This window comes from Chryseobacterium sp. CP-77 (genome assembly GCF_036362765.1).
Taxonomy (GTDB): Bacteria; Bacteroidota; Bacteroidia; order Flavobacteriales; family Weeksellaceae; genus Chryseobacterium; species Chryseobacterium cupriresistens.
On sequence record NZ_CP143637.1, the window covers coordinates 2,746,012 to 2,768,782 of the forward strand.

20 protein-coding genes and 1 pseudogene are annotated in these 22,771 nt (G+C 36.1%); 17 read left to right on the plus strand and 4 right to left on the minus strand.

The features are described from left to right. Nucleotides 1-20: 20 nt before the first annotated feature. Complete coding sequence (locus tag V0410_RS12145; protein WP_330743328.1) at nt 21-3,239, minus strand: S8/S53 family peptidase; 3,219 nt, start codon at nt 3,237-3,239, stop codon at nt 21-23. A gap of 151 nt (nt 3,240-3,390) precedes the next feature. Between V0410_RS12145 and V0410_RS12150 the strand changes: the two genes are divergently transcribed. The 4 genes from V0410_RS12150 to V0410_RS12165 all read left to right on the plus strand — a co-directional run bounded on the left by V0410_RS12150 (nt 3,391) and on the right by V0410_RS12165 (nt 7,225). Beyond that, complete coding sequence (locus V0410_RS12150) at nt 3,391-3,969, plus strand: HupE/UreJ family protein (RefSeq protein WP_227943265.1); 579 nt, start codon at nt 3,391-3,393, stop codon at nt 3,967-3,969. A 67-nt stretch (nt 3,970-4,036) separates the two neighbouring features. Continuing rightward, nucleotides 4,037-6,424, plus strand: coding sequence for a M1 family metallopeptidase (locus V0410_RS12155; RefSeq protein WP_330743333.1), 2,388 nt, complete (start codon nt 4,037-4,039; stop codon nt 6,422-6,424). 280 nt (nt 6,425-6,704) lie between these two features. Next, nucleotides 6,705-6,842 (plus strand): hypothetical protein, encoded by a 138-nt coding sequence (locus V0410_RS12160; protein WP_330743336.1) that lies wholly within the window; start codon nt 6,705-6,707, stop codon nt 6,840-6,842. A 248-nt stretch (nt 6,843-7,090) separates the two neighbouring features. Next, on the plus strand, nt 7,091-7,225 hold the full coding sequence (locus V0410_RS12165; protein ID WP_330743338.1) for a hypothetical protein: 135 nt from the start codon (nt 7,091-7,093) through the stop codon (nt 7,223-7,225). A 157-nt stretch (nt 7,226-7,382) separates the two neighbouring features. Here the strand turns inward: V0410_RS12165 and V0410_RS12170 are convergent, their stop codons facing one another. Together V0410_RS12170 and V0410_RS12175 are read right to left on the minus strand one after the other, a co-directional pair. Continuing rightward, on the minus strand, nt 7,383-8,081 hold the full coding sequence (locus V0410_RS12170) for a LytR/AlgR family response regulator transcription factor (RefSeq protein WP_330743340.1): 699 nt from the start codon (nt 8,079-8,081) through the stop codon (nt 7,383-7,385). Next, a complete protein-coding gene (locus V0410_RS12175) occupies nt 8,074-9,042 on the minus strand; it encodes a sensor histidine kinase (protein WP_330743342.1) in 969 nt (322 codons plus the stop codon). Before V0410_RS12175 ends, V0410_RS12170 begins: the two co-directional genes overlap by 8 nt. Nucleotides 9,043-9,338: 296 nt before the next feature. Between V0410_RS12175 and V0410_RS12180 the strand changes: the two genes are divergently transcribed. The 12 genes and pseudogenes from V0410_RS12180 to V0410_RS12235 all read left to right on the plus strand — a co-directional run bounded on the left by V0410_RS12180 (nt 9,339) and on the right by V0410_RS12235 (nt 20,478). Continuing rightward, nucleotides 9,339-10,031, plus strand: coding sequence for a DUF2490 domain-containing protein (locus V0410_RS12180; RefSeq protein WP_330743344.1), 693 nt, complete (start codon nt 9,339-9,341; stop codon nt 10,029-10,031). Nucleotides 10,032-10,055: 24 nt separating this feature from the next. Next, entirely contained in the window at nt 10,056-11,342 is a 1,287-nt protein-coding gene (locus tag V0410_RS12185; protein ID WP_330743346.1) for a CitMHS family transporter, read from the plus strand. A 46-nt stretch (nt 11,343-11,388) separates the two neighbouring features. Continuing rightward, nucleotides 11,389-12,600, plus strand: coding sequence for a cation:dicarboxylate symporter family transporter (locus V0410_RS12190; RefSeq protein WP_330743349.1), 1,212 nt, complete (start codon nt 11,389-11,391; stop codon nt 12,598-12,600). Beyond that, the gene (locus V0410_RS12195; protein ID WP_330743351.1) at nt 12,587-13,378 is read left to right on the plus strand and encodes a TerC family protein; all 792 of its coding nucleotides are present in this window, start codon (nt 12,587-12,589) and stop codon (nt 13,376-13,378) included. Before V0410_RS12190 ends, V0410_RS12195 begins: the two co-directional genes overlap by 14 nt. Nucleotides 13,379-13,494: 116 nt before the next feature. After that, on the plus strand, nt 13,495-13,773 hold the full coding sequence (locus tag V0410_RS12200; RefSeq protein ID WP_002976538.1) for a co-chaperone GroES: 279 nt from the start codon (nt 13,495-13,497) through the stop codon (nt 13,771-13,773). A gap of 33 nt (nt 13,774-13,806) precedes the next feature. Continuing rightward, the gene (locus tag V0410_RS12205) at nt 13,807-14,166 is read left to right on the plus strand and encodes a four helix bundle protein (protein WP_330743363.1); all 360 of its coding nucleotides are present in this window, start codon (nt 13,807-13,809) and stop codon (nt 14,164-14,166) included. A 55-nt stretch (nt 14,167-14,221) separates the two neighbouring features. Beyond that, nucleotides 14,222-15,847 (plus strand): chaperonin GroEL, encoded by a 1,626-nt coding sequence (gene groL, locus V0410_RS12210; protein ID WP_062675889.1) that lies wholly within the window; start codon nt 14,222-14,224, stop codon nt 15,845-15,847. A gap of 278 nt (nt 15,848-16,125) precedes the next feature. Then, nucleotides 16,126-17,918: pseudogene (locus V0410_RS12215) on the plus strand (ATP-dependent nuclease). Between the two features lie 220 nt (nt 17,919-18,138). Further along, nucleotides 18,139-18,546: a helix-turn-helix transcriptional regulator gene (locus tag V0410_RS12220; protein WP_110008156.1), complete on the plus strand. Its 408-nt coding sequence runs from the start codon at nt 18,139-18,141 to the stop codon at nt 18,544-18,546. A gap of 27 nt (nt 18,547-18,573) precedes the next feature. Further along, on the plus strand, nt 18,574-19,023 hold the full coding sequence (locus V0410_RS12225) for a hypothetical protein (protein WP_330743371.1): 450 nt from the start codon (nt 18,574-18,576) through the stop codon (nt 19,021-19,023). Between the two features lie 82 nt (nt 19,024-19,105). Further along, on the plus strand, nt 19,106-19,744 hold the full coding sequence (locus V0410_RS12230) for a hypothetical protein (RefSeq protein WP_330743373.1): 639 nt from the start codon (nt 19,106-19,108) through the stop codon (nt 19,742-19,744). Between the two features lie 101 nt (nt 19,745-19,845). Then, nucleotides 19,846-20,478 carry a tetratricopeptide repeat protein gene (locus tag V0410_RS12235; RefSeq protein WP_330743374.1) on the plus strand — a complete coding sequence of 211 codons (633 nt, stop codon included), beginning with the start codon at nt 19,846-19,848 and terminating at the stop codon, nt 20,476-20,478. 215 nt (nt 20,479-20,693) lie between these two features. Here V0410_RS12235 and V0410_RS12240 read toward each other — a convergent pair whose 3' ends face one another. Next, nucleotides 20,694-21,122: a CBS domain-containing protein gene (locus V0410_RS12240; RefSeq protein WP_330743376.1), complete on the minus strand. Its 429-nt coding sequence runs from the start codon at nt 21,120-21,122 to the stop codon at nt 20,694-20,696. 428 nt (nt 21,123-21,550) lie between these two features. Between V0410_RS12240 and V0410_RS12245 the strand changes: the two genes are divergently transcribed. Next, complete coding sequence (locus V0410_RS12245; protein WP_330743378.1) at nt 21,551-22,726, plus strand: Kelch repeat-containing protein; 1,176 nt, start codon at nt 21,551-21,553, stop codon at nt 22,724-22,726. The last annotated feature ends 45 nt before the right edge of the window (nt 22,727-22,771 follow it).

A 22,771-nucleotide genomic window follows, 5' to 3' on the forward strand; every position in this document is an offset into this window, starting at 1 on the left:
ATTATAATGGATTGATGAATTTATTGCTTCATTACTTTTTTCGTAATTTTTGTGTTATCATCCAATGCAATGGTAAACAGATACGTTCCTCTTACCAGTTCTGAAACATCAATTTTACCGGAATTTTTATCTACATTGACCGTTTTAATCAATTTTCCTGAAGCATCATAAATAGTTACTGCTCCTTTAGAATATCTGCCTAACGATACATTTACAAAATCTTTTGCAGGATTCGGGGTGATGTTCACTTCTGAATTTATTTTCACATCCGCTGTTCCCAATGTTGTTCCTGTTTTTACAAAATATCCGCCAAAGCCTGTCGTCTGGAAGCTCACTTCCCAATATTGGTAAGTATCATTCCAGATAATATCTGCAATATTTGGGGTAATAATTGTGGCAGTCCCTCCAAAAGAAGCTACGGTACCTGTAGTACTGGTTCCTGTATATTTTTCGATAAGAAGATTTGCTTTATTCGCAACATCAGTAGGTGAAGTAGGTAATTTTACTCCATTGGTCAGATTATAGGCATCGAAATCACTCTGTTTGAAATATAAGGTTACTTTACCGGTAGCTGTGGTAGTGTTTGCATCCGAATTGATTTCATATCTTCTTGCCACATAGTTGGGCTGTGCATTATCAACCCACACTTTGGATGTTACATTTCCTGTTACGGTACTGGCTGTTTCTTTTTCTATTCTTGAGATAAGCTGGCAGGAATTTGTAAAATAATTGTAACCATTTGTCACCGTACTGGCTTTCGTCTGGTTGGATGTTGCTAAATTCTTTACTTCAGCAACATTTTCGTAGACCACGGCTCTCATTTTAAGATCAAATGTTCTTGAAGTCCAGGTAGTACCGTCTGTAGAAGTCTTAGATCTGTTATTCACTACTGCATTTTCAGCTTTCATGGCAATCCTTCCTCCTAATCCGTTTACGACAATATAAAATTCTTTTCCGGTTACCATTTGAATATTCAGATCTGAAAGGTTCACATAATTCCAGGTAAATCTTTGAACGTTATTAAGCCATGAAGTAATGGTTTTAGTTGCTATAATATCTCCGGGGTTTCCATTGGCATCCACTTTTCTGATTTGGATATCAACCGGAATATCCGAAGGAAGAGAAGTACCTGTTAAGAATGAAAAACCGCCCAGTTTTCCTGTCAATGTCGGCGTATATCTTACTGCCAGGGCAATATTATCAAAGTAATAATTTGATTCTGTATTGGCAATAATATAAGGTTCATCGTATCCTACAGTTTCAAAATTAGACTTTACACATCCTAATTCATCCGTAACAGCTTTGTAAATATCTAATTTCCCATATCCCCATCTCATATTGGGAACAGTTCCTGTTGCCCCATCCATTCTTGCATTGGAAGTAAGACGTGCTTTCACCTGGGCGGCTGTTAATGAAGGATTAGCCTGAAGCAGTAAGCCTACAGCTCCTGCTACCCCCGGTGAAGACATACTTGTTCCCTGGTTTTTTACATAATAATTGGTTCCGGCAATGATATCTGTTGAGCCAGGAGCGGAATCGGCTGATCGGGAAGAAATCACGTTCTGTCCTGAGCCTGCAATATCCGGTTTCTGGACACCATCTACTCTTGGCCCCTGGGCACTGAATGAAGAGATGGATTCTTGCGGAGTAAGTGTAAAGTAGCCGCTTGCTCCACTGTACCAACTGGCTCTTCCCATATAAGAAGCTACCGTAATGGCGTTGGAAGCATTCCCCGGTGATCCTACAATATATTCATTATCCCCGTTTTGTAAGGTGGTTTGCACTCCCTGACTATACAGCCAGCCGTGGGCTGTGATCTGCTGGGTTCCGTTGTTGGTAATTTCCAATGAATAATTCCCCTGAACATTGGTGGTTCCGGAGGTTCTGGTCACTACCAACTGTACATATCTTTTATTGTTGTCGTTACTCCAATAGTTGTACATGGTTGCGGTAAGACCTCCTCCTAATATAGTATGAGCGGTGTTTGTACTGATATTCTGCGTATACTGCTGTCCGTCCGGAGTGGTTAATTTTGCAGTAACGGGAGTATTGTCATTGGCATACATAATGAATGAGAATACTGAAGCTGCGGAAGTGTTGCTTGCTACGGTAAAGTTATATGTTTGTGCCGCACCGGCTGCAATATCTACTTTTCTGTGAAGATTAGCTCCGTAATCATTTCCTGCAGAAATCACAACAACTCTTCCCGCTCCTGAAGTGGTAAAACTATTCACTGCTACTTCATGGCTGGAAGTTCCGTCGTGGGCACTGCTCTGACCACCGATACTCATATTAACAACAATGGGCTTATTAAGAGCCGTTGCTACGTTCTTGAAATACGTTAAAGCATTAATGGTATTGGTTGTGGGGAAAGACCCGTTTCCACCTTTTACAAAAACAATATCTGCATCAGATGAGAATCCCTTATGTCTTTTATCGGCAAAGGCTGCACCATTCCCGGCTGCTGTACCCGAAACGTGGGTTCCGTGACCATTAATATCATTTTCACGAACAAAACCTGTTGGTGTTCCGTCCAGTTCATCTTCAATCTGCGCTCTGGTATATTCTACACCAGTAGAAAACCCTACCGGAGCAGTTTCCCCCGCCTGTGCAGTTAATGTCTGATCCCAAATAGAAACAATTCTGCTTTTGGTCTGATCATCGGCTTTTCTGAAATCCGGGTGTTTCCAGTCTATTCCGCTGTCATAAATTCCTACAAGAACACCTGTTCCGTTATAAGCGGTGTTATTGAAAACTCCCTCCTGCAAAAGACTTGCTCCGGACTGAGCTCTGCTCACATCATTATGAAGTTCATCAAATTCCGGCGCCATTACAGAGGTTACATAAGGAAGCTGCATCAGTCTTTCAATATCTTCAATGGTAACCAAAGCTGTGGAGAAAGCCGGCAGCTGGCTCTGAATAATAAAACCGTCTGCTTTCAGTTTTTCCGGTTCTTTGGTATAAATAATACATGAATACATGGTTTGTGCTCCCTTTGAAGTCACTACCAGATGCTTATCAAGTTTCATATCAGGACGTTCCAAATCTTTAACAGATCTTCCATTGGCAATATTTTCCTTATTTTTCAATAAAATATCAAACCGGGAGTCAAGTTTTTGTACCTGTCCGTAAAATGCATAGGAATATAATCCTAAAAACGCTGCTGCAGCATTTCTGAGAAGCTTCGCTCCTCCGGGTGAAATGTTTACATTTGTAGAAAATAATTTTTTAATATCCATAATTCATTTTTAAGCAATACAATTATACAATTTTTATTCAATATATCAATAAGCCAAGATATTAACAACAATCAAGCTTAAAAATTAAACCAGATAATAAAATCAACCATATTTTAACAATATATTCAAAATATAAAATTTTTTAACCAAAATGCAGGATTTTCTTTTTTATTTAAACCTTGGATGGGAACACATTATTTCACTGGATGCCCTTGATCATCAGCTTTTTGTTCTGGCTTTAATTGCTGTTTATTCTTACAGTGACTGGAAAAAAATTCTGATTCTTGTTACGGCATTCACCATTGGACATTCCATTACATTAGCACTGAGTATTCTGGATATTTTCAGAGTTCCTTCTGACTGGGTGGAATTTTTAATTCCTTTAACCATTGTTCTGACCTCTCTGGATAATATTATCATGAAAAACCAGAAACAAACTCTGATGCGGGCCAACTATTATCTTGCACTGATCTTCGGCCTTGTTCATGGGATGGGATTTGCCAACACCGCAAGAGTAATGATTGCCAAAAGCCAGAGTATAGCCTTACCTCTGCTTGGCTTCAATATCGGGCTGGAACTTGGCCAGATTGTAATTGTTTTTGCTATTTTGATCGTCCTTTTCATTCTGCTCAATCTTTTTAAAGTGAATAAAAAAGACTGGATTTTATTTGTCTCTTCAGGTGTATTTGCTTTATCCCTAAAAATGACTTTGGAAAGAATTCCTTTTTAAAATTTAAATATTCATATTAATTCAACAGGTAATTACTATCTTTGATCATTAAAAAATCATTTCGGTTATGAAACTAAAAGTTGTTATACTTTCACTTTCTGTATTTGCATATACAGGTTTCACCGCACAAAATATTCAGAATAACCCTGGCAGCAATCATGGCAACAAGTTTGAGCAGCTGGGCACTATTCTGCCAACACCCAACATTTACAGAACGGCATCAGGAGCTCCCGGTCACGGATACTGGCAGAACAGGGCCGACTACAACATTACCGCTTATCTGGATGAGGATAAAAGAAATCTGAAAGGTTCAGAAACGGTGACTTATTACAACAATTCTCCTGATGATCTGGATTATATCTGGCTTCAGCTTGATGAAAATGAACATTCCAGCATTAGAAACGCCGGGTATGATACATCATCTGTTCTTCACCCTTCAACAACAGACCAGCAGCTTAAAGTAACGGAACTTCCTGTTAAGGATAACGGGTATGGTGTAAGTCTTGAGAAAGTGACTGATGCTTCAGGTAGTCCTTTGAAATATACAGTCAACAAGACTATGATGCGTATTGATCTTCCCAAGGTTTTGAAAAAGGGCGAGAAATTCGTTTTCAAAGTAGACTGGAACTACAATATTCCCAACAGAATCAAAATGGGCGGCCGCGGCGGTTATGAAAATTTCCCAGAAGACGGCAACGACCTGTATACCATGGCACAATGGTACCCAAGAATGTGCGTGTATAGTGATTTCCAGGGCTGGCAGAACCATCAGTTTACCGGAAGAGGTGAATTTGCGCTGGTTTTCGGAGACTTTAAAGTGTCAATGAATGTTCCTTCCGATCATATTGTTGGCGGGACCGGAGAGTGTAAAAATTATGACCAGGTATTAACACCTGATCAGCTGTCAAGATACAGAAAAGCTGAAAATGCTTCTGAACCTATTGAAATTGTCACTTTGGACGAAGCTAAAAAAGCAGAAAAAAATCATTCAAAACAAAGAAAAACATGGGTTTTTGAAGCTAAGGATGTTCGTGACTTTGCCTGGACTTCTTCCCGAAAATTTGTCTGGGACGGAATGCGTGTAACCATTCCTGAAAACAATAATAAAGTAATGGCCATGAGCTTTTATCCAAAGGAATCTTACGGTCTTTACAGAAAGTTTTCCACAAAAGCGGTTGCTCATACCATTAAAACCTACTCAGAATTTACCATTCCTTATCCATACCCGGTAGCCCAATCTGTAGAAGCGGCCAGCGGAATGGAATATCCGATGATCTGTTTCAACTTCGGAAGAACCGAGAAAGACGGAACCTATTCTGAAGGAACCAAAAACGGAATGCTTGGAGTGATTATTCATGAAGTAGGACACAACTTCTTCCCAATGATCATCAATTCTGATGAAAGACAGTGGGCATGGATGGATGAAGGTCTGAACACCTTTACAGAATACCTTACAGAAGAAAAATGGGATAATAAGTTCCCTTCCAAAAGAGGACCGGCATGGACCATCGTAGATTATATGAAACTGCCGAAAGATCAGCTGGAACCTATCATGAGCAACTCTGAAAATATTGTTCAGTATGGACCGAACGCGTATTCAAAACCTGCGACAGGACTGAATATTCTTCGTGAAACAATCATGGGAAGAGAGCTTTTCGACAAAGCTTTCAAAACGTATGCTAAAAGATGGGCTTTCAAACACCCTGAACCTGCAGATTTATTCCGTACCATGGAAGATGCCAGCGGTGAAGACCTTGACTGGTTCTGGAGAGGATGGTTTTACGGTACAGACCCTGTAGATATCGCTATTGATAAAGTAACGGTAGCCGTTCCTAATCTTGAGAGTGATCCTAAAGCTGCTGCTGAAATAAAATATCAGGTAGAAAAACCATTGGTCAACAATTTTGAAGATCTTTCAAAAATCAGAAACAGAGAAGATAAGAATATTAAATTCTATGTAGACGGCGATAAGGAGGTTCAGGATTTCTATTACAAATATGACAGAGGCCAGGAAAAGGTAGATAATAATAAGCAATACAGCATCAAAACCGAAGCTGGTCTTCCTTTAGATGCTAAGGATAAAGAGAAATTCAAAAATATTACAGGATATCAGATCGATTTTGTCAACAAGGGCGGATTGGTAATGCCTATCATTCTTGAGTTCACATTTGAAGACGGTTCAAAAGTGTATGATAAATCTGCTGCACAGATCTGGAGGCTGAATGAACAAAAAGTTTCCAAGACCTATTATTTTGATAAGAAAGTGAAATCTATTCAGCTTGATCCCATGAGAGAAACGGCTGATATTGATACCAGCAATAATTTCTGGAGCAGTACCGGAACGGGTACTGAAACTTCTAAATTCCAGCTTTTCAAACAAAAACAGGAAGGCGGAAATGTAAGAGGAGGCTCAACCGGAAAGGTTAATCCAATGCAGGCTGCAGGAAAAAGTTAAAACCAAGAAGTTGTAAACTTTAACAAATATAACACTACTTCGTATGAAAGATGATAGAATTATTGTTTTTAATATGAGGTAGTGTTTTTTTGCTTAAATCTGCCTAACCAAAAGTTCAGGAATCAATTGAACTTCTATACAATACCAACACCTGTTTTCCGTCTATAAAAAAATATAACAACCTGACTTAAAAAGTTTTATATTTGAATAAACATCAACATCAATGTCAAAAACCTGATTGACAATAAATGTTCAGGATAAAAAAAACAAAATATTACTTATGAAAAATGCCAAATTACTAAGCAGAGATGCTCAGAAATCGATCAATGGCGGACTTGCTGCCAGACTTGTATGCTGCGAACGCGATGAAAACGGAAAATGTACTTTATGGATCGGACCGGGACAAAATTGTCCTTAATCTGCAACCTGATAACAATTAAAATAAAGCCGGAGTTTTCCGGCTTTTCTGTTTTATATTCTCAAGCTCCGGATTTCGGATAAAAACCTTTAATAACTGATAATCAAAATTTTATTAAAAAATCACGAACAAAAATATATCACATTACAAGGAAAAACAGTATCTTTGATATACTTCTTTTACACCAAATGTCAAAATCCTGATTGACTTTAAATGCTCAGGATGTACAAACCAAAATATTTTTAACTATGAAAAATGCCAAAGTATTAAGCAGAGATGCTCAGAAATCTATCAATGGCGGAGCAGCAGGACGTATTTGCTGTGAGTACAATTACAAAGGACAATGTATCCTGTGGATCGGACCTGGACAATATTGCCCATAGTTCAATCCTTAGATAACAACTAAAAAAAGAGGCTGTCTCAAAGGTTAAATAATTTGACTTTTGTCATTCTGACGAAGGAAGAATCTTGCTTCTAACCATATAAGATTCTTCACTTCATTTTATTTCGTTCAGAATGACACTTTGGAACAACCTCTTTTTAACTTAAATGTTCTTTTACATTCTTTTTATAGGTTCTTCCCAAAGGAAGTTCATCACCATTTTTCAAAAAAACATGGCTGGAATTATACGAATTAATATGTTCTGATAATACAATATAAGACTTATGGATCCGGATAAATCCCAAATGCTGAAATTTCTCTTCAAAATTGGACATTCTCTCCAGAATCATATATTTTTTCAAAGGCGTCATCAAAACAATATATTCACCGAATCCCTGTATCCACAGAATATCTTTAAGGAAAACCTTGTTCATCACATAATTGGATTTGAACATAATAAAATCTTCCTGCTGCCGGCTGCCGGCCGAACTTTTAAACTGAACAAAATCCCTTGCTTTATGGACTGCTTTTTTAAAGGTATCAAAATCCACAGGCTTGATAAGATAATGAACGACATCCAGCTCAAAGGCTTTCACGGCATACTTTGTTTCCAGGGTAAGAAAAATACACAACGGCGGATCAGGAAGCTGCTGCAAAAGCTCTACTCCATTGATTCCAGGCATATTGATATCAAAAACAACCAGATCTACTTTATGGGCCTTCAGAAATGCAAGCGCTTCCTCCGGTTTCTGAAATGAAGCCAGCAGATCAACTCCTTCAAGCTGATCACAATATTGTTTTACAAGCTGTAATGCAGGATATTCATCATCTACATTAACGATAGTCAGGTTAGCCATTGATAATAATTGTTAAAGCAATTTTATACTGATCATTTTCTTTCGGGCCGGAATAAAATTCATACTGATCAGGATAAAATTTTTCCAATATATGAATTATGGCTTCATTTCCCAACCCGTGATAATCAGATTCAGCGACAAGAGTTCTATCTTTCCCGACAGAATTTATAATTTCAAAATACAGTTCAGAACGCTCGATATTACAGAATAATCTGATAAAACCATGAGCATCTTCCCCTATTGCTGAATGTTTTAAAGCATTTTCAAATAATGTAAGGAGTATTGCAGACGGAATTTCAGCAATGTCAAATTCTTCCTGATCTTCGATATCCATGACAATATCCAGCTGATCATTATATTTAAGCTGATACAAAGCAGCAAGTGCCTTCAGGGAAAAAAATTCCTGGGAAACGGTTACTTTTTCTTTTCCGCTGTCATAAATAATATATTTCAAAAGCTTGATCAACTGCAAAATAGAATCCGATGTCTTCTCCGAATGGGTGACACTGTTGGCATAGATATTATTAAGGGTATTCAGCAAAAAATGAGGGTTCAGTTTAGACTTCAGCAAATCAAGATAAAGCTGATCTTTTTCTTCTCCAAGGCTGATCACATCCTGTTCTATTAAAAATTTGTCTTTGGTAATTCCCAAAAAAGAACCCACCAGAATGATGATTCCCTGTGAGATGTACACGTTATACAAAAACCCGACGTGGTAGCCTTTACCACTGAAATCCATTTGAAAAACGGCAGGTTCCCAAAGAATTCTGAAAAGACTGGACCCCAGAAAGAGGATCAGAGCATAGAGGATAAACTCCGGGTATTTATTGGACAAATAGAACCGGGGAACCAGATAATAGTACACCAGATAGTAAATTCCCACATTGAAAATGGTGTTCAAAATAATGCTTATTACCAACTGAGTTGAGTCCAGGAAGTAGTTTTCGGTGAAATAAGTCATCAAAATGAAGATAAAAAGGAAAAAAATGTGCTGAAACCTCAACAAAAATTTCCAACGGTATTTCATAAGGCTTTCCAGAATTTTACCACTAAATAAAATTCTGATAATCAATAATATAAAAATAAAATTAATGATTAAAAACATAGTCCATACCTTATTTTGAAACGCCTCAAATATAAATATCTTTTTGTCTCAAAATGCAGTTCGTTGAGAAAAACTGTCATTGATTGAAAAATTCCAGAGCCGCTCTTTCTAATAAATATATTTGAAAAAGTACAATATTAACCCAATATTCTATGAAAATCAATATAAAATTAACCCTTATTTTATCATTATGCTTATTCAACGGACTTTACAGCCAGAGTAAAGATAATTACAATATGTGGTTTCAGTACCTGATGTCGGCAAAACTTACCGATAAAAGTACTTTAACTGCACTTACCCAGTACCGTTCCTTCGATCTGGCTTATGACACAAGACTTTTTCTGGTAAATGCTTATGTAGATTATGAAGTGGCTGAAAATATAAGACCTGCTGCAGGAGCTATGTTTCTGATCCTCGAATCTTACAATGCTGACGATTCTAAAAAAATACGGTATGAAAAGAGACCATTCCAACAGGTAACTGCTGATTATTATATCGGAAGGACATCAGTTTCCAACCGCCTTAGGGTGGAAGAGCGTTTTCTCAGCAACCCCGATGAATTCGAGGTAAGACTCCGGTATCTGATCTCTGTCCGCATTCCTTTCAACAAAAAAGGAGAAAAAGAAAAACTCTACGGTATTCTTAAAAATGAAATAAGAATGAATATGGATAAAGCAGAACCTTTCGACAGCAATCGTATTACCGCAGGCCTTGGAATAAAAGTGGGCAAAAATTCTGCTCTGGAACTGGCCTTTATCAATCAGATGGAAACCGGAAAAACAAGCAATTACGGATTTATAGGCTTCAGAAACAGTTTTGACTGGAGAAAAAAGAAACAACAATAACCTCATTAATATTTATAGATAACTATGCTTACATTTCTTGGTTTTTTAATGATTTTCATCTTCATGATCCTGATCATGAACAAAAAGATGACCCCGCTTACGGCTTTGGTCATTGTGCCGGTAACTATAGCCCTTTTTGCAGGCTTTGGTCCTCAGTTGGGAGACATGATGAAAAACGGTGTCAAAGAAATAGCTCTGACCGGTGTTATGCTGATCTTTGCCATCCTTTATTTCAGTTTAATGATAGACACGGGGCTTTTTGAACCGTTAGTGAATATAATTTTAAAAGCAGTTGGCGACAATCCCATCAAAACAACAATAGGAACTGCTGTTCTTACTGCGTTGGTTTCATTGGATGGTGATGGTTCATCCACCTATTTAATTGTCGTGGCCGCTATGCTTCCGTTGTATAAAAAACAAGGAATGAATCCGCTGATTCTTACATGTATTATTATGCTTGCCGGGCAGATTATGAATATTCTTCCCTGGGGAGGACCAACAGCAAGGGTAATGAGTTCCCTGAAGCTTGGCCACACTGAAATATTTGTGCCTATGATTCCTATTATGGCTATAGGTATCCTGTGGGTTATATTTGTTGCCTATATTTTGGGCAGAAGGGAAAAAATACGAATTGCAAAACATGGTAAATTTACACGCTACAACAGCAATGATATTATTGGCGAAGCAGATCCTGCACTTCGCCGCCCGAAACTGATTCTGATCAATCTTGCCCTTACCATTACCCTTTTGGTAGTCATGATTCTTGATATTGTTCCTTTAGGAATTGCCTTTATGATTGCTTTCTGTATCGCTTCCATCATCAATTATCCAAAATTAAAAGACCAACAGAAAATCATTTCCAAACATGCAGGAAATGCCCTATCAGTGGCCGGAATGATCTTTGGAGCCGGAATTTTTACGGGAATTCTGAACGGATCGGGTATTATGCAGGCAATGGGAAACAGTATGATAGAAATAGTTCCTAAGAGCTGGGGCGGTTATATGAATATTGTGACAGCCTTATTCAGTATACCGTTTACTTTTTTCCTATCCAATGATGCCTACTACTTTGGGATATTGCCCATTATCGTTGCTACCGGTCATCAATTGGGAATTTCACCGGAAATATTGGGAAGAGCAAGTCTTATCGGGCAGGGTTCTCACCTTCTCAGTCCATTGGTTCCGTCTACTTATCTGTTGGTATCGCTGGCGGGTGTGGAGTTTTCAGATCATTTGAAATATACATTAAAGTGGGCCTTAGGATCATCAGTCATCATGTTGCTGAGTGCATTGATTCTTGGTATTATATAAGGTTATATCTTTGAATTTCGTAATCTTATTATCTATAAAAAAGTGAATGATGAAAACTGTTAAGCAAAAAACATTTACAGACTCCTATTTAAGAAACCTTACCCTGTATGTTTTCACGGCTATTATCTGTGGCGCATTAACGGGTTATTATTTTCCGGAAGTCGGTAAACAGCTGGAAAAGGTAAGCAGTTACTTTTTTATGCTTCTTGAGGTGCTGATCATTCCTGTTATTTTCATTGCGGTGACCTATGGCGTAAGCTATATTTTCAGTACTAAAAATGCTTTTAAAATTGTAATCCAGATGGTTCTGTATTTTTTAATCATCACTTCCATAAGCATTGTATTGGGAATCGGGTCCGGTCTTCTTTTAAAGCCGGGAGCCAACACAGGAATTATTATTTCTTCGCACAAGGCACTTCCGGAAAGATTTTTAACAACGGCCAGCAACCCACTGCATATCAGCAACTATGTACTTTTTCTTTTCATATCCATATCTGCGGGAATTGTGATTGGTGTTTCGAAGAAGAGAAATAACATCTTTAAAGCTTTAGACGCAGGAAGAAATCTGTTTTTCAGGCTCATCAAATATGTGTATCTGTTTCTGCCGATAGTCATTTTCTGTAATATCGCTTATGGCATTTCTGTATATGGAATCAATACTTTGCTGCCCTTAAGTAAAATTGTGGCCACCGTATATCTTACCAGTGTATTTTTTATTTTCGGAATATTAGGGATTGTAACGGCTTACTTTAAGATCAATCTCTGGGATTTTTTAATCAGCATCAAAGAGGAAATTATTCTGGTAGTAGCTACTTCTTCTTCCAAGATGGCATTCCCTATGATTTTTGATAAAATGGAATCTCAGGGCTATGACCGGAAAATTCTTCGTCTTATAATTCCTCTCGGATACAATTTTAATCTGGCGGGCGCCTGCATTTATCTTTCAATATCGTGTATTTTCCTGGTCCAGTTATATAATATTCCTCTTACGTTACAGGATTATTTCTGGCTTTTTATCACCATTTCCATTGCTTCCAAAACGGCTTCGGGAGTACCGGGATCAGGTTTTCTTGCGCTGATGTTTACCCTAAGCAGGTTTGGAAAAATTCCCACCACAGATCTTGCATTGCTGTACAGTGTAGACCGCTTTATGAATGAAGCCAGATCTGTCACCAATTTCATCGGCATTTCGGTTTCCGCTGCCATTATTTCAAAACTTAATCAAAATTCTATTCCTTTAAAAAATGATGTTTCCTGATTTTACCCACCTTCTCAATGACATATTACAAAACCCTGCAAAATCGATAGCCATTATCGGCAATCTGATCCTTATCGAAAGCCTTCTCTCCGTAGACAATGCTGCCGTATTGGCGACCATCGTCATGGACCTGCCCGAACATCAAAGAAAAAAAGCCCTGAAATATGGAATTCTTGGAGCTTATATATTTCGAGGGCTTGCTCTTATTTTCGCCTCCGTACTCATTTCCGTCTGGTGGCTGAAACCACTGGGAGGGTTGTACCTGATCTATATTTCCTTTGACTGGTTTGTCAAAAAAATAAAAAACACAAATGATGAAGAAAATCCGGAGGAAAACCCGGACAAAGAATCCAGCTGGCTGTATAAAAATTCGATCGGGCTGCTGGGGCAGTTCTGGGCAACGGTTGCTATTGTGGAGGTAATGGATCTTGCTTTCTCCATAGATAATGTCTTTGCGGCAGTCGCTTTTTCAGATAATTTACTTCTGATTACGTTGGGGGTTTTTATTGGAATTTTAGCCATGAGATTTATTGCGCAGTGGTTTGTCCGTTTGATGCAGGTATTTCCTTTCCTGGAAACGGCAGCTTTTATTGTCATTGCTATTTTAGGAATTAAATTAAGCCTGTCCTTATACGAGCACTTCTACCCTGCTACGGCATTCGCTCATTTCTTAGGCAGCCATACCATGGAAATTTTAGTTTCCGCCATTACCGTCCTGTTGTTTGTAGTACCGGTAACAACCAGTTATCTTTTCGGATTTCCGGCCCGCAAAAAATAATTTTTCTGCCAAATTTTCACATTCGGAAATAAAAATCTGCCATTTCAGCCATCAGCGTCTCATGGCATACATTTAGAGAATTACAACACAGAAATAATTAAAAAATTAAATATATTATGTCAGTAAACTTTAAACCATTGGCAGACAGAGTTCTGGTAGAGCCAATCGCAGCAGAAACTAAAACAGCTTCAGGAATCATTATCCCGGACACTGCAAAGGAAAAGCCGCAAGAAGGTACTGTAGTAGCAGTAGGTCCTGGTAAAAAAGACGAGCCTACAACGGTTCAGGTAGGTGACAAAGTACTTTATGGTAAATATTCAGGTTCTGAATTGAAGTTGGAAGGTAAAGATTATTTGATCGTAAGAGAAGCTGATTTATTGGGAATCATTGGGTAAAAGCAGCAGGCATTAAGCTATAAGCAGTAGGCAATGAGAGACTACAAAAAATATGATACCTGGAAAATTTCTCATGAATTGGTAAAAGAAATTTATATTATTTCTGAAAGTTTTCCTAAATCTGAGTTTTTTGGTCTTACTTCTCAAATAAGAAGGGCCGCTGTTTCTATTCCTACCAATATCGCAGAAGGCTGTGGCAGATCCACAGATAAAGAATTTGCAAGATTTATAGAAATAAGTATAGGTTCTACAAACGAAACCGAATATCTTCTTTTTCTTTCTTGTGATTTAGGATTTACTTCTGAAGATAAAATAGCAGCACTTAATGCAACGCTCAATTTAACCCGGCAAAAACTTATACAACTTAGAAAAAAATTATTAAATAATAATTAATTGCTAAAGGTAAAAAGCTTATCGCTTAAAGCCTATAGCCCAAAGCTTAAAAATTATGGCAAAAGAAATAAAATTCGATATTGAATCAAGAGACGCTCTAAAAAGAGGGGTTGATGCATTAGCAAATGCAGTAAAAGTAACTTTAGGTCCTAAAGGGAGAAACGTAGTAATCGAAAAATCTTTCGGTGCTCCACACGTAACTAAGGATGGTGTTTCTGTAGCAAAAGAAATCGAACTTGAAGATAAGGTAGAAAACATGGGAGCTCAGATGGTAAAAGAAGTGGCTTCCAAAACCAATGATATCGCAGGAGACGGTACTACTACCGCTACTGTATTGGCACAGGCTATCGTAAGAGAAGGTCTTAAGAACGTAGCGGCTGGTGCTAACCCGATGGATCTTAAAAGAGGAATCGACAAAGCGGTAACTGCTGTTGTGGAAAACCTTAAATCTCAATCTCAGGAGGTTGGAGATTCTTCAGAAAAAATCAAGCAGGTTGCTTCTATTTCTGCCAACAACGATGATACCATCGGTTCTTTAATCGCTGAAGCGTTCGGAAAAGTAGGTAAAGAAGGAGTAATCACTGTAGAAGAGGCTAAAGGTACTGATACAACCGTAGACGTTGTAGAAGGTATGCAGTTCGACAGAGGATACCAGTCACCTTACTTCGTGACCAACCCTGAGAAAATGTTAGCTGAACTTGAAAACCCATATATCCTTTTAGTAGAGAAGAAAATCTCTTCAATGAAAGAATTGCTACCGGTTCTTGAACCAATTGCACAAGGTGGTAAGTCTCTATTAATCATCTCTGAAGAAGTTGAAGGAGAAGCTTTAGCTACTCTGGTAGTCAACAAACTAAGAGGTTCTCTTAAAATTGCTGCTGTAAAAGCTCCAGGATTCGGAGACAGAAGAAAAGCAATGTTAGAAGATATCGCGATCCTTACAGGTGGACAGGTGATTTCTGAAGAGCAAGGTTTCACTATGGAGAACATCTCTTTAGATATGCTTGGAACTGCTGAGAAAGTAACGATCGACAAAGACAACACTACAGTTGTAAACGGTGGTGGTGACGAAGCGAAAATCAAAGGAAGAGTTGCTCAGATCAAAGCTCAGATGGAAACTACAACTTCTGACTACGACAGAGAAAAACTTCAGGAAAGATTAGCTAAGTTAGCTGGTGGTGTTGCTGTACTTTACGTAGGAGCTGCTTCTGAAGTAGAAATGAAAGAGAAAAAAGACAGAGTAGATGATGCCCTACACGCTACAAGAGCTGCTGTTGAAGAAGGTATCGTTGCCGGTGGTGGTGTTGCTTTAGTAAGAGCCATCTCTGCACTTGACAATCTTTCAGGATCTAACGCTGACGAAACTACAGGGATCAAAATCGTTAAGAGAGCTATCGAAGAGCCATTAAGACAAATCGTTGCCAATGCAGGTGGTGAAGGTTCTGTAATCGTTGCTAAAGTAGCAGAAGGATCAGGAGACTTCGGGTACAACGCGAAAACTGACGAGTATGTTCACATGCTTGAAGCAGGAATCATTGACCCAACTAAAGTAACAAGAGTTGCCCTTGAAAACGCAGCTTCTGTATCTGGAATGCTTTTAACAACTGAATGTGTTATCACTGAAGTGAAGAGCGCTGAACCAGCTATGCCAATGGGTGGTGGAATGCCAGGAATGATGTAATAGCGTGTCGCTGAGACAAATTTAATATACTAACCGTTCTGCTTTTTGTAGGGCGGTTTTTTGTTTTATGGTTTCCCATAATAATATATTAAGTCAATCGTTTATATTAGCAAATTGAATTGACAATAGTCTCACTTTTAATATACAAAAACATTAATTAAGATTAATATTTACACATAAATATTTAAATAGTTTAGAAAATTTAAGCATATAACACAATAACAATATCATTACAATGCTTAAATTAGACATTAATTATAACCATCAAAACTACACTAATGAAATTTACTTTTTTTAGATTCAAGAACTTTAAAGGAATAGAGGACGAAACATTGGATTTGTCCAAAAACCCAGAAAGTAACATTTTCACATTAGTTGGTCTCAATGAAAGCGGTAAAACTACAATCTTAGAAGCAATAAATTTTTTTAAATATAAATCTGAATCATTAGATGTTTTAGAGCTAAAAGAATATGAAGTAAAAGATATTCATAGTCTAATTCCTATAAATAAAAGAGATAATTTTAATGGAACAATTTGGATCGAAGCGGGTCTCGAATTGGATGAAGACGATGTAATAAACATAAAAAAAGAATTCCTAAAAAAAGGAATACTAGTATCTACAATTGATAAAAAATCACGTACACACAAAAATATCATTTTGAAAATTCAAAACATAATAAATCTAAGGATCAATTTTTATGGAATAATAATATTATTGGAAGAGCTAAAACCGCCAGAAAAGATAAAAAGCTTGCAAATACAGATGCTTTAATTGCCAATAATTATATAATTAAATATATTCCAAGCATATTGTACTTTCCTAATTTTCTTTTTGACTTTCCTGAAAAAATATATCTCAATGATAATTCAGAGGATGAAAAACATTTATTTTATCAAAAAATCATTCAAGACACATTAGATTCATTAAATAATGATCTAAATATAAATGATCATTTAATTACAAGAATAAATTCTAGTGAAGACAATGATAAAAGAAATTTAAATAGTTTAATAGGTAAATTACAAAAAAAACTAACAGCCGTCATTTTTCAAAAATGGAATCAAATATTTAATAAAGAACTTTCTGAGAAAGAAATTATTTTGCTAACAGGTAAAGATGACATTGGCACATTCTTAGAGTTTAATATAAAAGATGACGTTGATACATATAGGATCTCAGAGCGATCCCTTGGCTTTAGATGGTTTTTTGTATATATTTTACTTACTCAGTTTAGAACATATAGAAAAGAAAATAAAAATGCACTTTTTCTATTTGATGAACCAGCATCAAATTTACATCCATCAGCTCAGTCCGAACTTTTAAAAAGCTTTGAAAAACTTCCAAAAGTTATATATACAACGCATAGTCAGTATTTGATAAACCCAAAATGGCTAGAAAGTACATTTGTAATTAAAAATGAAGCAATCGATTATGAAAACGAAGAAGATTTTAATTCAAAAAACACTAATATAAAAATTAATAAATATCGGGAATTTGCAGTAAAACATCCTAATCAAAGTAATTATTTCCAACCAATTTTAGAAGTTCTTGATTATAAGCCCTCAACATTAGAACTTGTACCAATGGTTGCGATTACAGAAGGGAAAAATGATTTTTACACATTGAATTACTTTCAAAAAGTCTTAAAGATTAAAAATACCATAAATATTATACCAGGGACAAGTGCCAGCAATTTAGAAACTTTAATCAGTTTATATTTAGGTTGGGGTTCAAAATTTATAGTTATTCTCGATGATGACAAGCAAGGTAATATTCAAAAAACTAGATATATAGATATTTTTGGTGATATTATTGTAAATTCAATATTTACGCTTAAAGATATTAATATACAATGGGAAAAATGGGAATTAGAAAAATTAATTAATATAAAAGATCAAGAGAAAATTATTGAAAAAATATATAATAATGCCCAAGTCAATAAAACCATATTAAATAGAAGTTTACAGGAGTTATATATTAAAAATATTATTTTAAACTTCTCTAAAGAGACTGAAAATAATTTTACAAATCTGTTTAATTTCTTGAAACAAGAATTAGAAAAACTATAATTACAGTAAACTAGTTATATTTATCAAGATCCGCTCCGCTACCTCACGATTGCATCATGTAGCATAAACTTTTAGATTATACTATTAGAATATTTAAATAAAAACAAAATCCGAAGTCTCCCACTTCGGATTCTTTATATCCCATCATCTAAAATACCCTCACTCCCCATTTCCTATCCCCCAACTTTTACTTATATTTGTTTCTATAACGTACACAAATATGCAAAACAAAAAAATACATCAGGGGAGAAATATCAAGCGTTTTCGGGAGATGTTGGGCATCAAGCAGGAGGCTTTGGCTTTTGATCTTGGGGAAGACTGGAACCAGAAGAAGATTTCGCTTTTGGAGCAGAAAGAAACCATTGAAGATCCTTTGCTGAAAAGGATTTCTGAGGTATTGAAAATTCCTGTGGAAGCATTTCAGAATTTTGATGAAGAACAGGCTATCAATATTATTTCTAATACTTTCGATAATTGTCAGCAACCAGCTTCTATTTTCTATAATTCTACACTTAATCCTGTAGATCAATTAATCAAAGTACACGAAGAAAAAATTGCGCTGTACGAAAGAATGCTGAAAGAAAAAGATGAAATGATGGCCAGACTGGAGCAGCTGATTCAGAAATAAAAAAACAAAACTAATAACCAACCCTTCATGAAACTCTATACTTTCATAGCAGTATTATTCTTGCTGTCCTTCAGCTGTGCAAGAAAAGACCAATACCGTGTCGGCCAGCAATGGAACTACAAAACCCGTCCTACCGAAAAAAGTTCTACCCTTACCATATTAAAGATTGAAGAATATCCTGAAACCGGAAAAGTGATTCATATTTCTGTCAGCGGTTTGAAGATGAAAAACCCTGCCAGTCCTACTGGGTATGCAGAAAACCTCAGCCATCTTCCCCTATCAGAAGAAGCTTTGAACAAAAGTGTCATCAGCCTGAAAAAAGAGGCCTACAAAAAACCAGACTCCCTTGAAATGGATGGATATTCTTACTGGAAAAAAGAATTTGATAAAGGAAATGCCGGGATATTTACGATTCCTGTTTCTGAGATCGTAAGTACAATGGAAAAATCTATTGTTGCAGGGGATTATATTAAGTAAAATAATAATATTACCAGCTCTACAAAGTCACCGATTTTGCACAATAAAATATCAGAAGTAACCAACTCAAGTATTATAATCAATGAGTATAAATAACTACAAATTGAAACTTAAGTATATTTTTCCAGTATTTTTAACTATCTATTTATATAGCCACAATTCATGTTCTTCTGGTTCTTCAAAGGAAAATAATATTGAAGCTATCCAAAAAAAAGAAATGGAAGCAACCAATAAAATGTATCAAAATACCGGAAAATTAATTAGTGGATTTGAATTCAAATTAAAAGCAACTAAAGAACAGGAAAAAGAATGGAGTGATGGATATATTCCCTGGATCAGCTTAAGTAATCCTGAATCTCAAATTAAACAATTAGTTGATGCAGATGAAAAAATTATAAAATATCAAACTATTAATATTATTTTTGATTATCCACTAAATAACCCTGCTATTTTTGAATTTAAAAATTCAAATTATTTCAGTAGAAAAGATTTGATTCTTGCTATAAGTAAAAAATATCATGAGATATACAATGAAGAAGAAAAGTCTTCAAAAATCAAAACAATTCCATTAGATGAGAGAACTGGAATAATAAACAGAAATGAAACTCAAGGAAAATATGGGATTTGGGGTCATGACTTATCCGATTTAGATTTAAGCAGTATTGAAGTCTACGAAACAGATGAAGGAAAAATTAATATTCTTTTAATTATTGAATCTTAATATTTAAAGCCCAGATCCGCAAGTCTCAGATACGACTGACAATTTATTGTGATTAAGAATATTGTCATGAACAGAAGAACATTAATAAAATAAAGCTATACATGAAAAAAAAATTACTATTAGGAATCTTGTTCTCTGTTTCAATTTCTTTTCACATTAAAGCTCAGGATTTTCCACAAAAATTTGAAAAGGAATTTTGCACTTGTTTATCTGGTAAAACAAATTATACTGATGAAACATTTAAAACTTGTTCCTATGAAGTAATGTCAAAACTTCAGAAAGATTTTGAAAACTTCCATAACAGCACAGCTAACAAAAACAGAGATGATTTCATGAAAGATTTTATGATCAGATTAATAAATAATTGTGATCCTTTCTATATTCATATGGCTGATGTAAAGAAAACAGGAATGGACAAGTTTAGAAATGATTACAAAGAAATAAGTATCGATTCTCTAAAAAATAAATTTACTGAAACAAAGCTTTTATCTGATTATTGGGAAATAGCGAACTGGTATTTTGCTCATAATGAAAATGAACAGGCTGAAAGGATGTATAAAGAAATTTTAAAAAATGAACCTGATCAAATAGAAGCTGCTTATATGTTAGGGGCACTCTATGATGAATTGGGAAAATACAAAGAAGCAAAAGTATTATACGACAAAGTATATAAAAGTACTGGAAATATACAGTATAGATTATATTCGGAAATGGATTTGAAAAAGATAGAATAATGATTACATGATTCAGAAATAAAAATTGGCCATAATTATCAAAACGACGAAAGGATTCTTGCAGCAACGTGGACATTCAGCAGCCTCTAAAAAAATAAAGAAACCCGAAGTCTGGACTTCGGGTTTCTTATACGTATATAATCTCCAATTAGTCTGAATATGGAAAATGTAAGGTATTCACTATAAATAGGCATTTAAAGTGAATATTGGGCCGTTTAATACTGCTGCAATAAATACTTTAAAATATCTGTAGTAGTCACAATACCTTTTAGCTGGTCATTTTCTACCACTGGGACAGAATGAAAACTATGTTCGGATAAAATCTCTGCTACCTCTTTTATGGTAGTCTCAGGATTTACAGTGAGAGGAGCTTTTGTCATCACCTGCGAAATAGTAAATACGTCGTATACCACTGCTGACACTGGAATATCTTCCGCATCATCCGATTGTTCTACATCCGCATAGCTGATTTTTAATAAATCACTATAACTTAATACGCCTAATAACTTTTGATTTTCGACAACCGGAATATGCCTGATTTTATTTTTTTTAAATAAGTTTTCAGCCTCATACAATGATTGTGTAAGATTGAGTGTAATCAGGTCTTTCGTCATAATTTGGGAAATTGGAACTCTTTGTTTCATAGCATTTTTGTTTAGATTATTGTGAAAATTAACAATGAAAAACGAACCATAAATCCCTTTTTCATACTCAAAGTTAGCGAAGAAACACCTGCCTCATCATACCATTGCAGCTGATATTTATCAATTTTCCCCGCTGTATGATATGTTAAATATCATGGTTTCATTTTTGTAATTTTTCGAAGAAGCCCGCAACTTTAGTATTTAATTTTCAACAACTTACAAAAACAACCCACTCCGCAAAGTCTCCCGACTTTGTGGAAAAAAATAAAGCATCTCTACCCTGCTTGTCTGAATAAAGTAATTTTAAAATTCTCTTCAACTTTTTCCTATCTTTAAACCATGATTATTCTCTTAAAGTCCGGTACTAAAATAAATCCGGACTTCTATAAAGAAAATCTGATAAAACAAACACACTAAACCTTATACCATTGAAAACAAAATTATTATTCCTTTCATTTTTGGGCTCACTGCTCGCCCATGCACAAACACTTCAATTTAAAACGCTCGCCAATATGTCTGCAGGCAGAGGAGCCATATCCAGTGTCATCGTAGACGATAATATCTATGTGAGCAACGGATATCAGGAAAGCGGAGGTATGGCCAATTATATTGAAAAATACAATATTACAGACAACAAATGGAGTGTTCTCAATGCAACTATAAGTCCTAAAAAATTTGCTAATTCGGAGACTTACAATAATAAAATTTATATTTTCAATGGTTGGGGAAACAGCCATCTTGAAATTGTAGATCTTGAAACCCAAAAAGTAACAAAGGGAGCTGTGAACCGTTCGTATACAGGAAATTCAGGTTCTGCCATCCATAACGGGAAAATATATGTGTTCGGCGGAAGCGGACTGAACGGCGCTGCAACCACTGCATTTTCCAACAGATTCCAATATTATGATATTGCTTCAGATACCTGGCATCCATTGCCGGATATGCCCACCGCCAGAGAAGCAAAGGGCAAAATTGTGAATGATAAATTGTATGTCATTGGCGGTTTCAACGGTACTTCATCCCGCCTGATCAATATCTACGACATCAATACCAATCGCTGGACCGATCAGATTACGATGCCAGCCGGGATATCAGGACATACATTAGCGGTATCCGGTGATAAGATTTTCATTGCAGGAGGTTATAATAATCAGACGTTTCTGGCTTACTTTGATACAACAACCAATAAATTCCACCAGCTATCATCCAATATGATTCCCAGAAGACATGCTGCAGCGGAAGTTTATAACAATAAATTATATATCATCGGCGGAAGTACAACGTCTGTAACCAAATCAGCTATTAAAAGCTTACAGGCAGCTGATATTTCTGAGAATGCACTCTCATCAAATACAGCCAATGACGATCGTGAGACCAAAACAAGAGTGTATACCAACGCATCCAAAGACGGTTTTATCATCAGCAATAAAAATAACAGCAATCAATTTGAGTTTACCGTCTACTCTTTAGATGGAGAAGTGATCAACAGGGGCTTTGCCTATTATAACAGAAATATAGATTTATCTAAAGTACAAAGAGGAACTTATATTTTCAGTTTTAAAGATGAGAAAGGGGTTTTGCAGAAGATTAAAATTGTAAGATGATAGTAAGTGCTATTTATTAAATATTTGCTTTGAAATCCTATTCAC

Coding starts and splice junctions, on each gene's coding strand:
- V0410_RS12145 (WP_330743328.1), bottom strand. CDS start 3,239: ATGGATATTAAAAAATTATTTTCTACAAATGTAAACATTTCACCCGGA.
- V0410_RS12150 (WP_227943265.1), top strand. CDS start 3,391: ATGCAGGATTTTCTTTTTTATTTAAACCTTGGATGGGAACACATTATT.
- V0410_RS12155 (WP_330743333.1), top strand. CDS start 4,037: ATGAAACTAAAAGTTGTTATACTTTCACTTTCTGTATTTGCATATACA.
- V0410_RS12160 (WP_330743336.1), top strand. CDS start 6,705: ATGAAAAATGCCAAATTACTAAGCAGAGATGCTCAGAAATCGATCAAT.
- V0410_RS12165 (WP_330743338.1), top strand. CDS start 7,091: ATGAAAAATGCCAAAGTATTAAGCAGAGATGCTCAGAAATCTATCAAT.
- V0410_RS12170 (WP_330743340.1), bottom strand. CDS start 8,081: ATGGCTAACCTGACTATCGTTAATGTAGATGATGAATATCCTGCATTA.
- V0410_RS12175 (WP_330743342.1), bottom strand. CDS start 9,042: ATGACTTATTTCACCGAAAACTACTTCCTGGACTCAACTCAGTTGGTA.
- V0410_RS12180 (WP_330743344.1), top strand. CDS start 9,339: ATGAAAATCAATATAAAATTAACCCTTATTTTATCATTATGCTTATTC.
- V0410_RS12185 (WP_330743346.1), top strand. CDS start 10,056: ATGCTTACATTTCTTGGTTTTTTAATGATTTTCATCTTCATGATCCTG.
- V0410_RS12190 (WP_330743349.1), top strand. CDS start 11,389: ATGATGAAAACTGTTAAGCAAAAAACATTTACAGACTCCTATTTAAGA.
- V0410_RS12195 (WP_330743351.1), top strand. CDS start 12,587: ATGATGTTTCCTGATTTTACCCACCTTCTCAATGACATATTACAAAAC.
- V0410_RS12200 (WP_002976538.1), top strand. CDS start 13,495: ATGTCAGTAAACTTTAAACCATTGGCAGACAGAGTTCTGGTAGAGCCA.
- V0410_RS12205 (WP_330743363.1), top strand. CDS start 13,807: ATGAGAGACTACAAAAAATATGATACCTGGAAAATTTCTCATGAATTG.
- groL (WP_062675889.1), top strand. CDS start 14,222: ATGGCAAAAGAAATAAAATTCGATATTGAATCAAGAGACGCTCTAAAA.
- V0410_RS12220 (WP_110008156.1), top strand. CDS start 18,139: ATGCAAAACAAAAAAATACATCAGGGGAGAAATATCAAGCGTTTTCGG.
- V0410_RS12225 (WP_330743371.1), top strand. CDS start 18,574: ATGAAACTCTATACTTTCATAGCAGTATTATTCTTGCTGTCCTTCAGC.
- V0410_RS12230 (WP_330743373.1), top strand. CDS start 19,106: ATGAGTATAAATAACTACAAATTGAAACTTAAGTATATTTTTCCAGTA.
- V0410_RS12235 (WP_330743374.1), top strand. CDS start 19,846: ATGAAAAAAAAATTACTATTAGGAATCTTGTTCTCTGTTTCAATTTCT.
- V0410_RS12240 (WP_330743376.1), bottom strand. CDS start 21,122: ATGAAACAAAGAGTTCCAATTTCCCAAATTATGACGAAAGACCTGATT.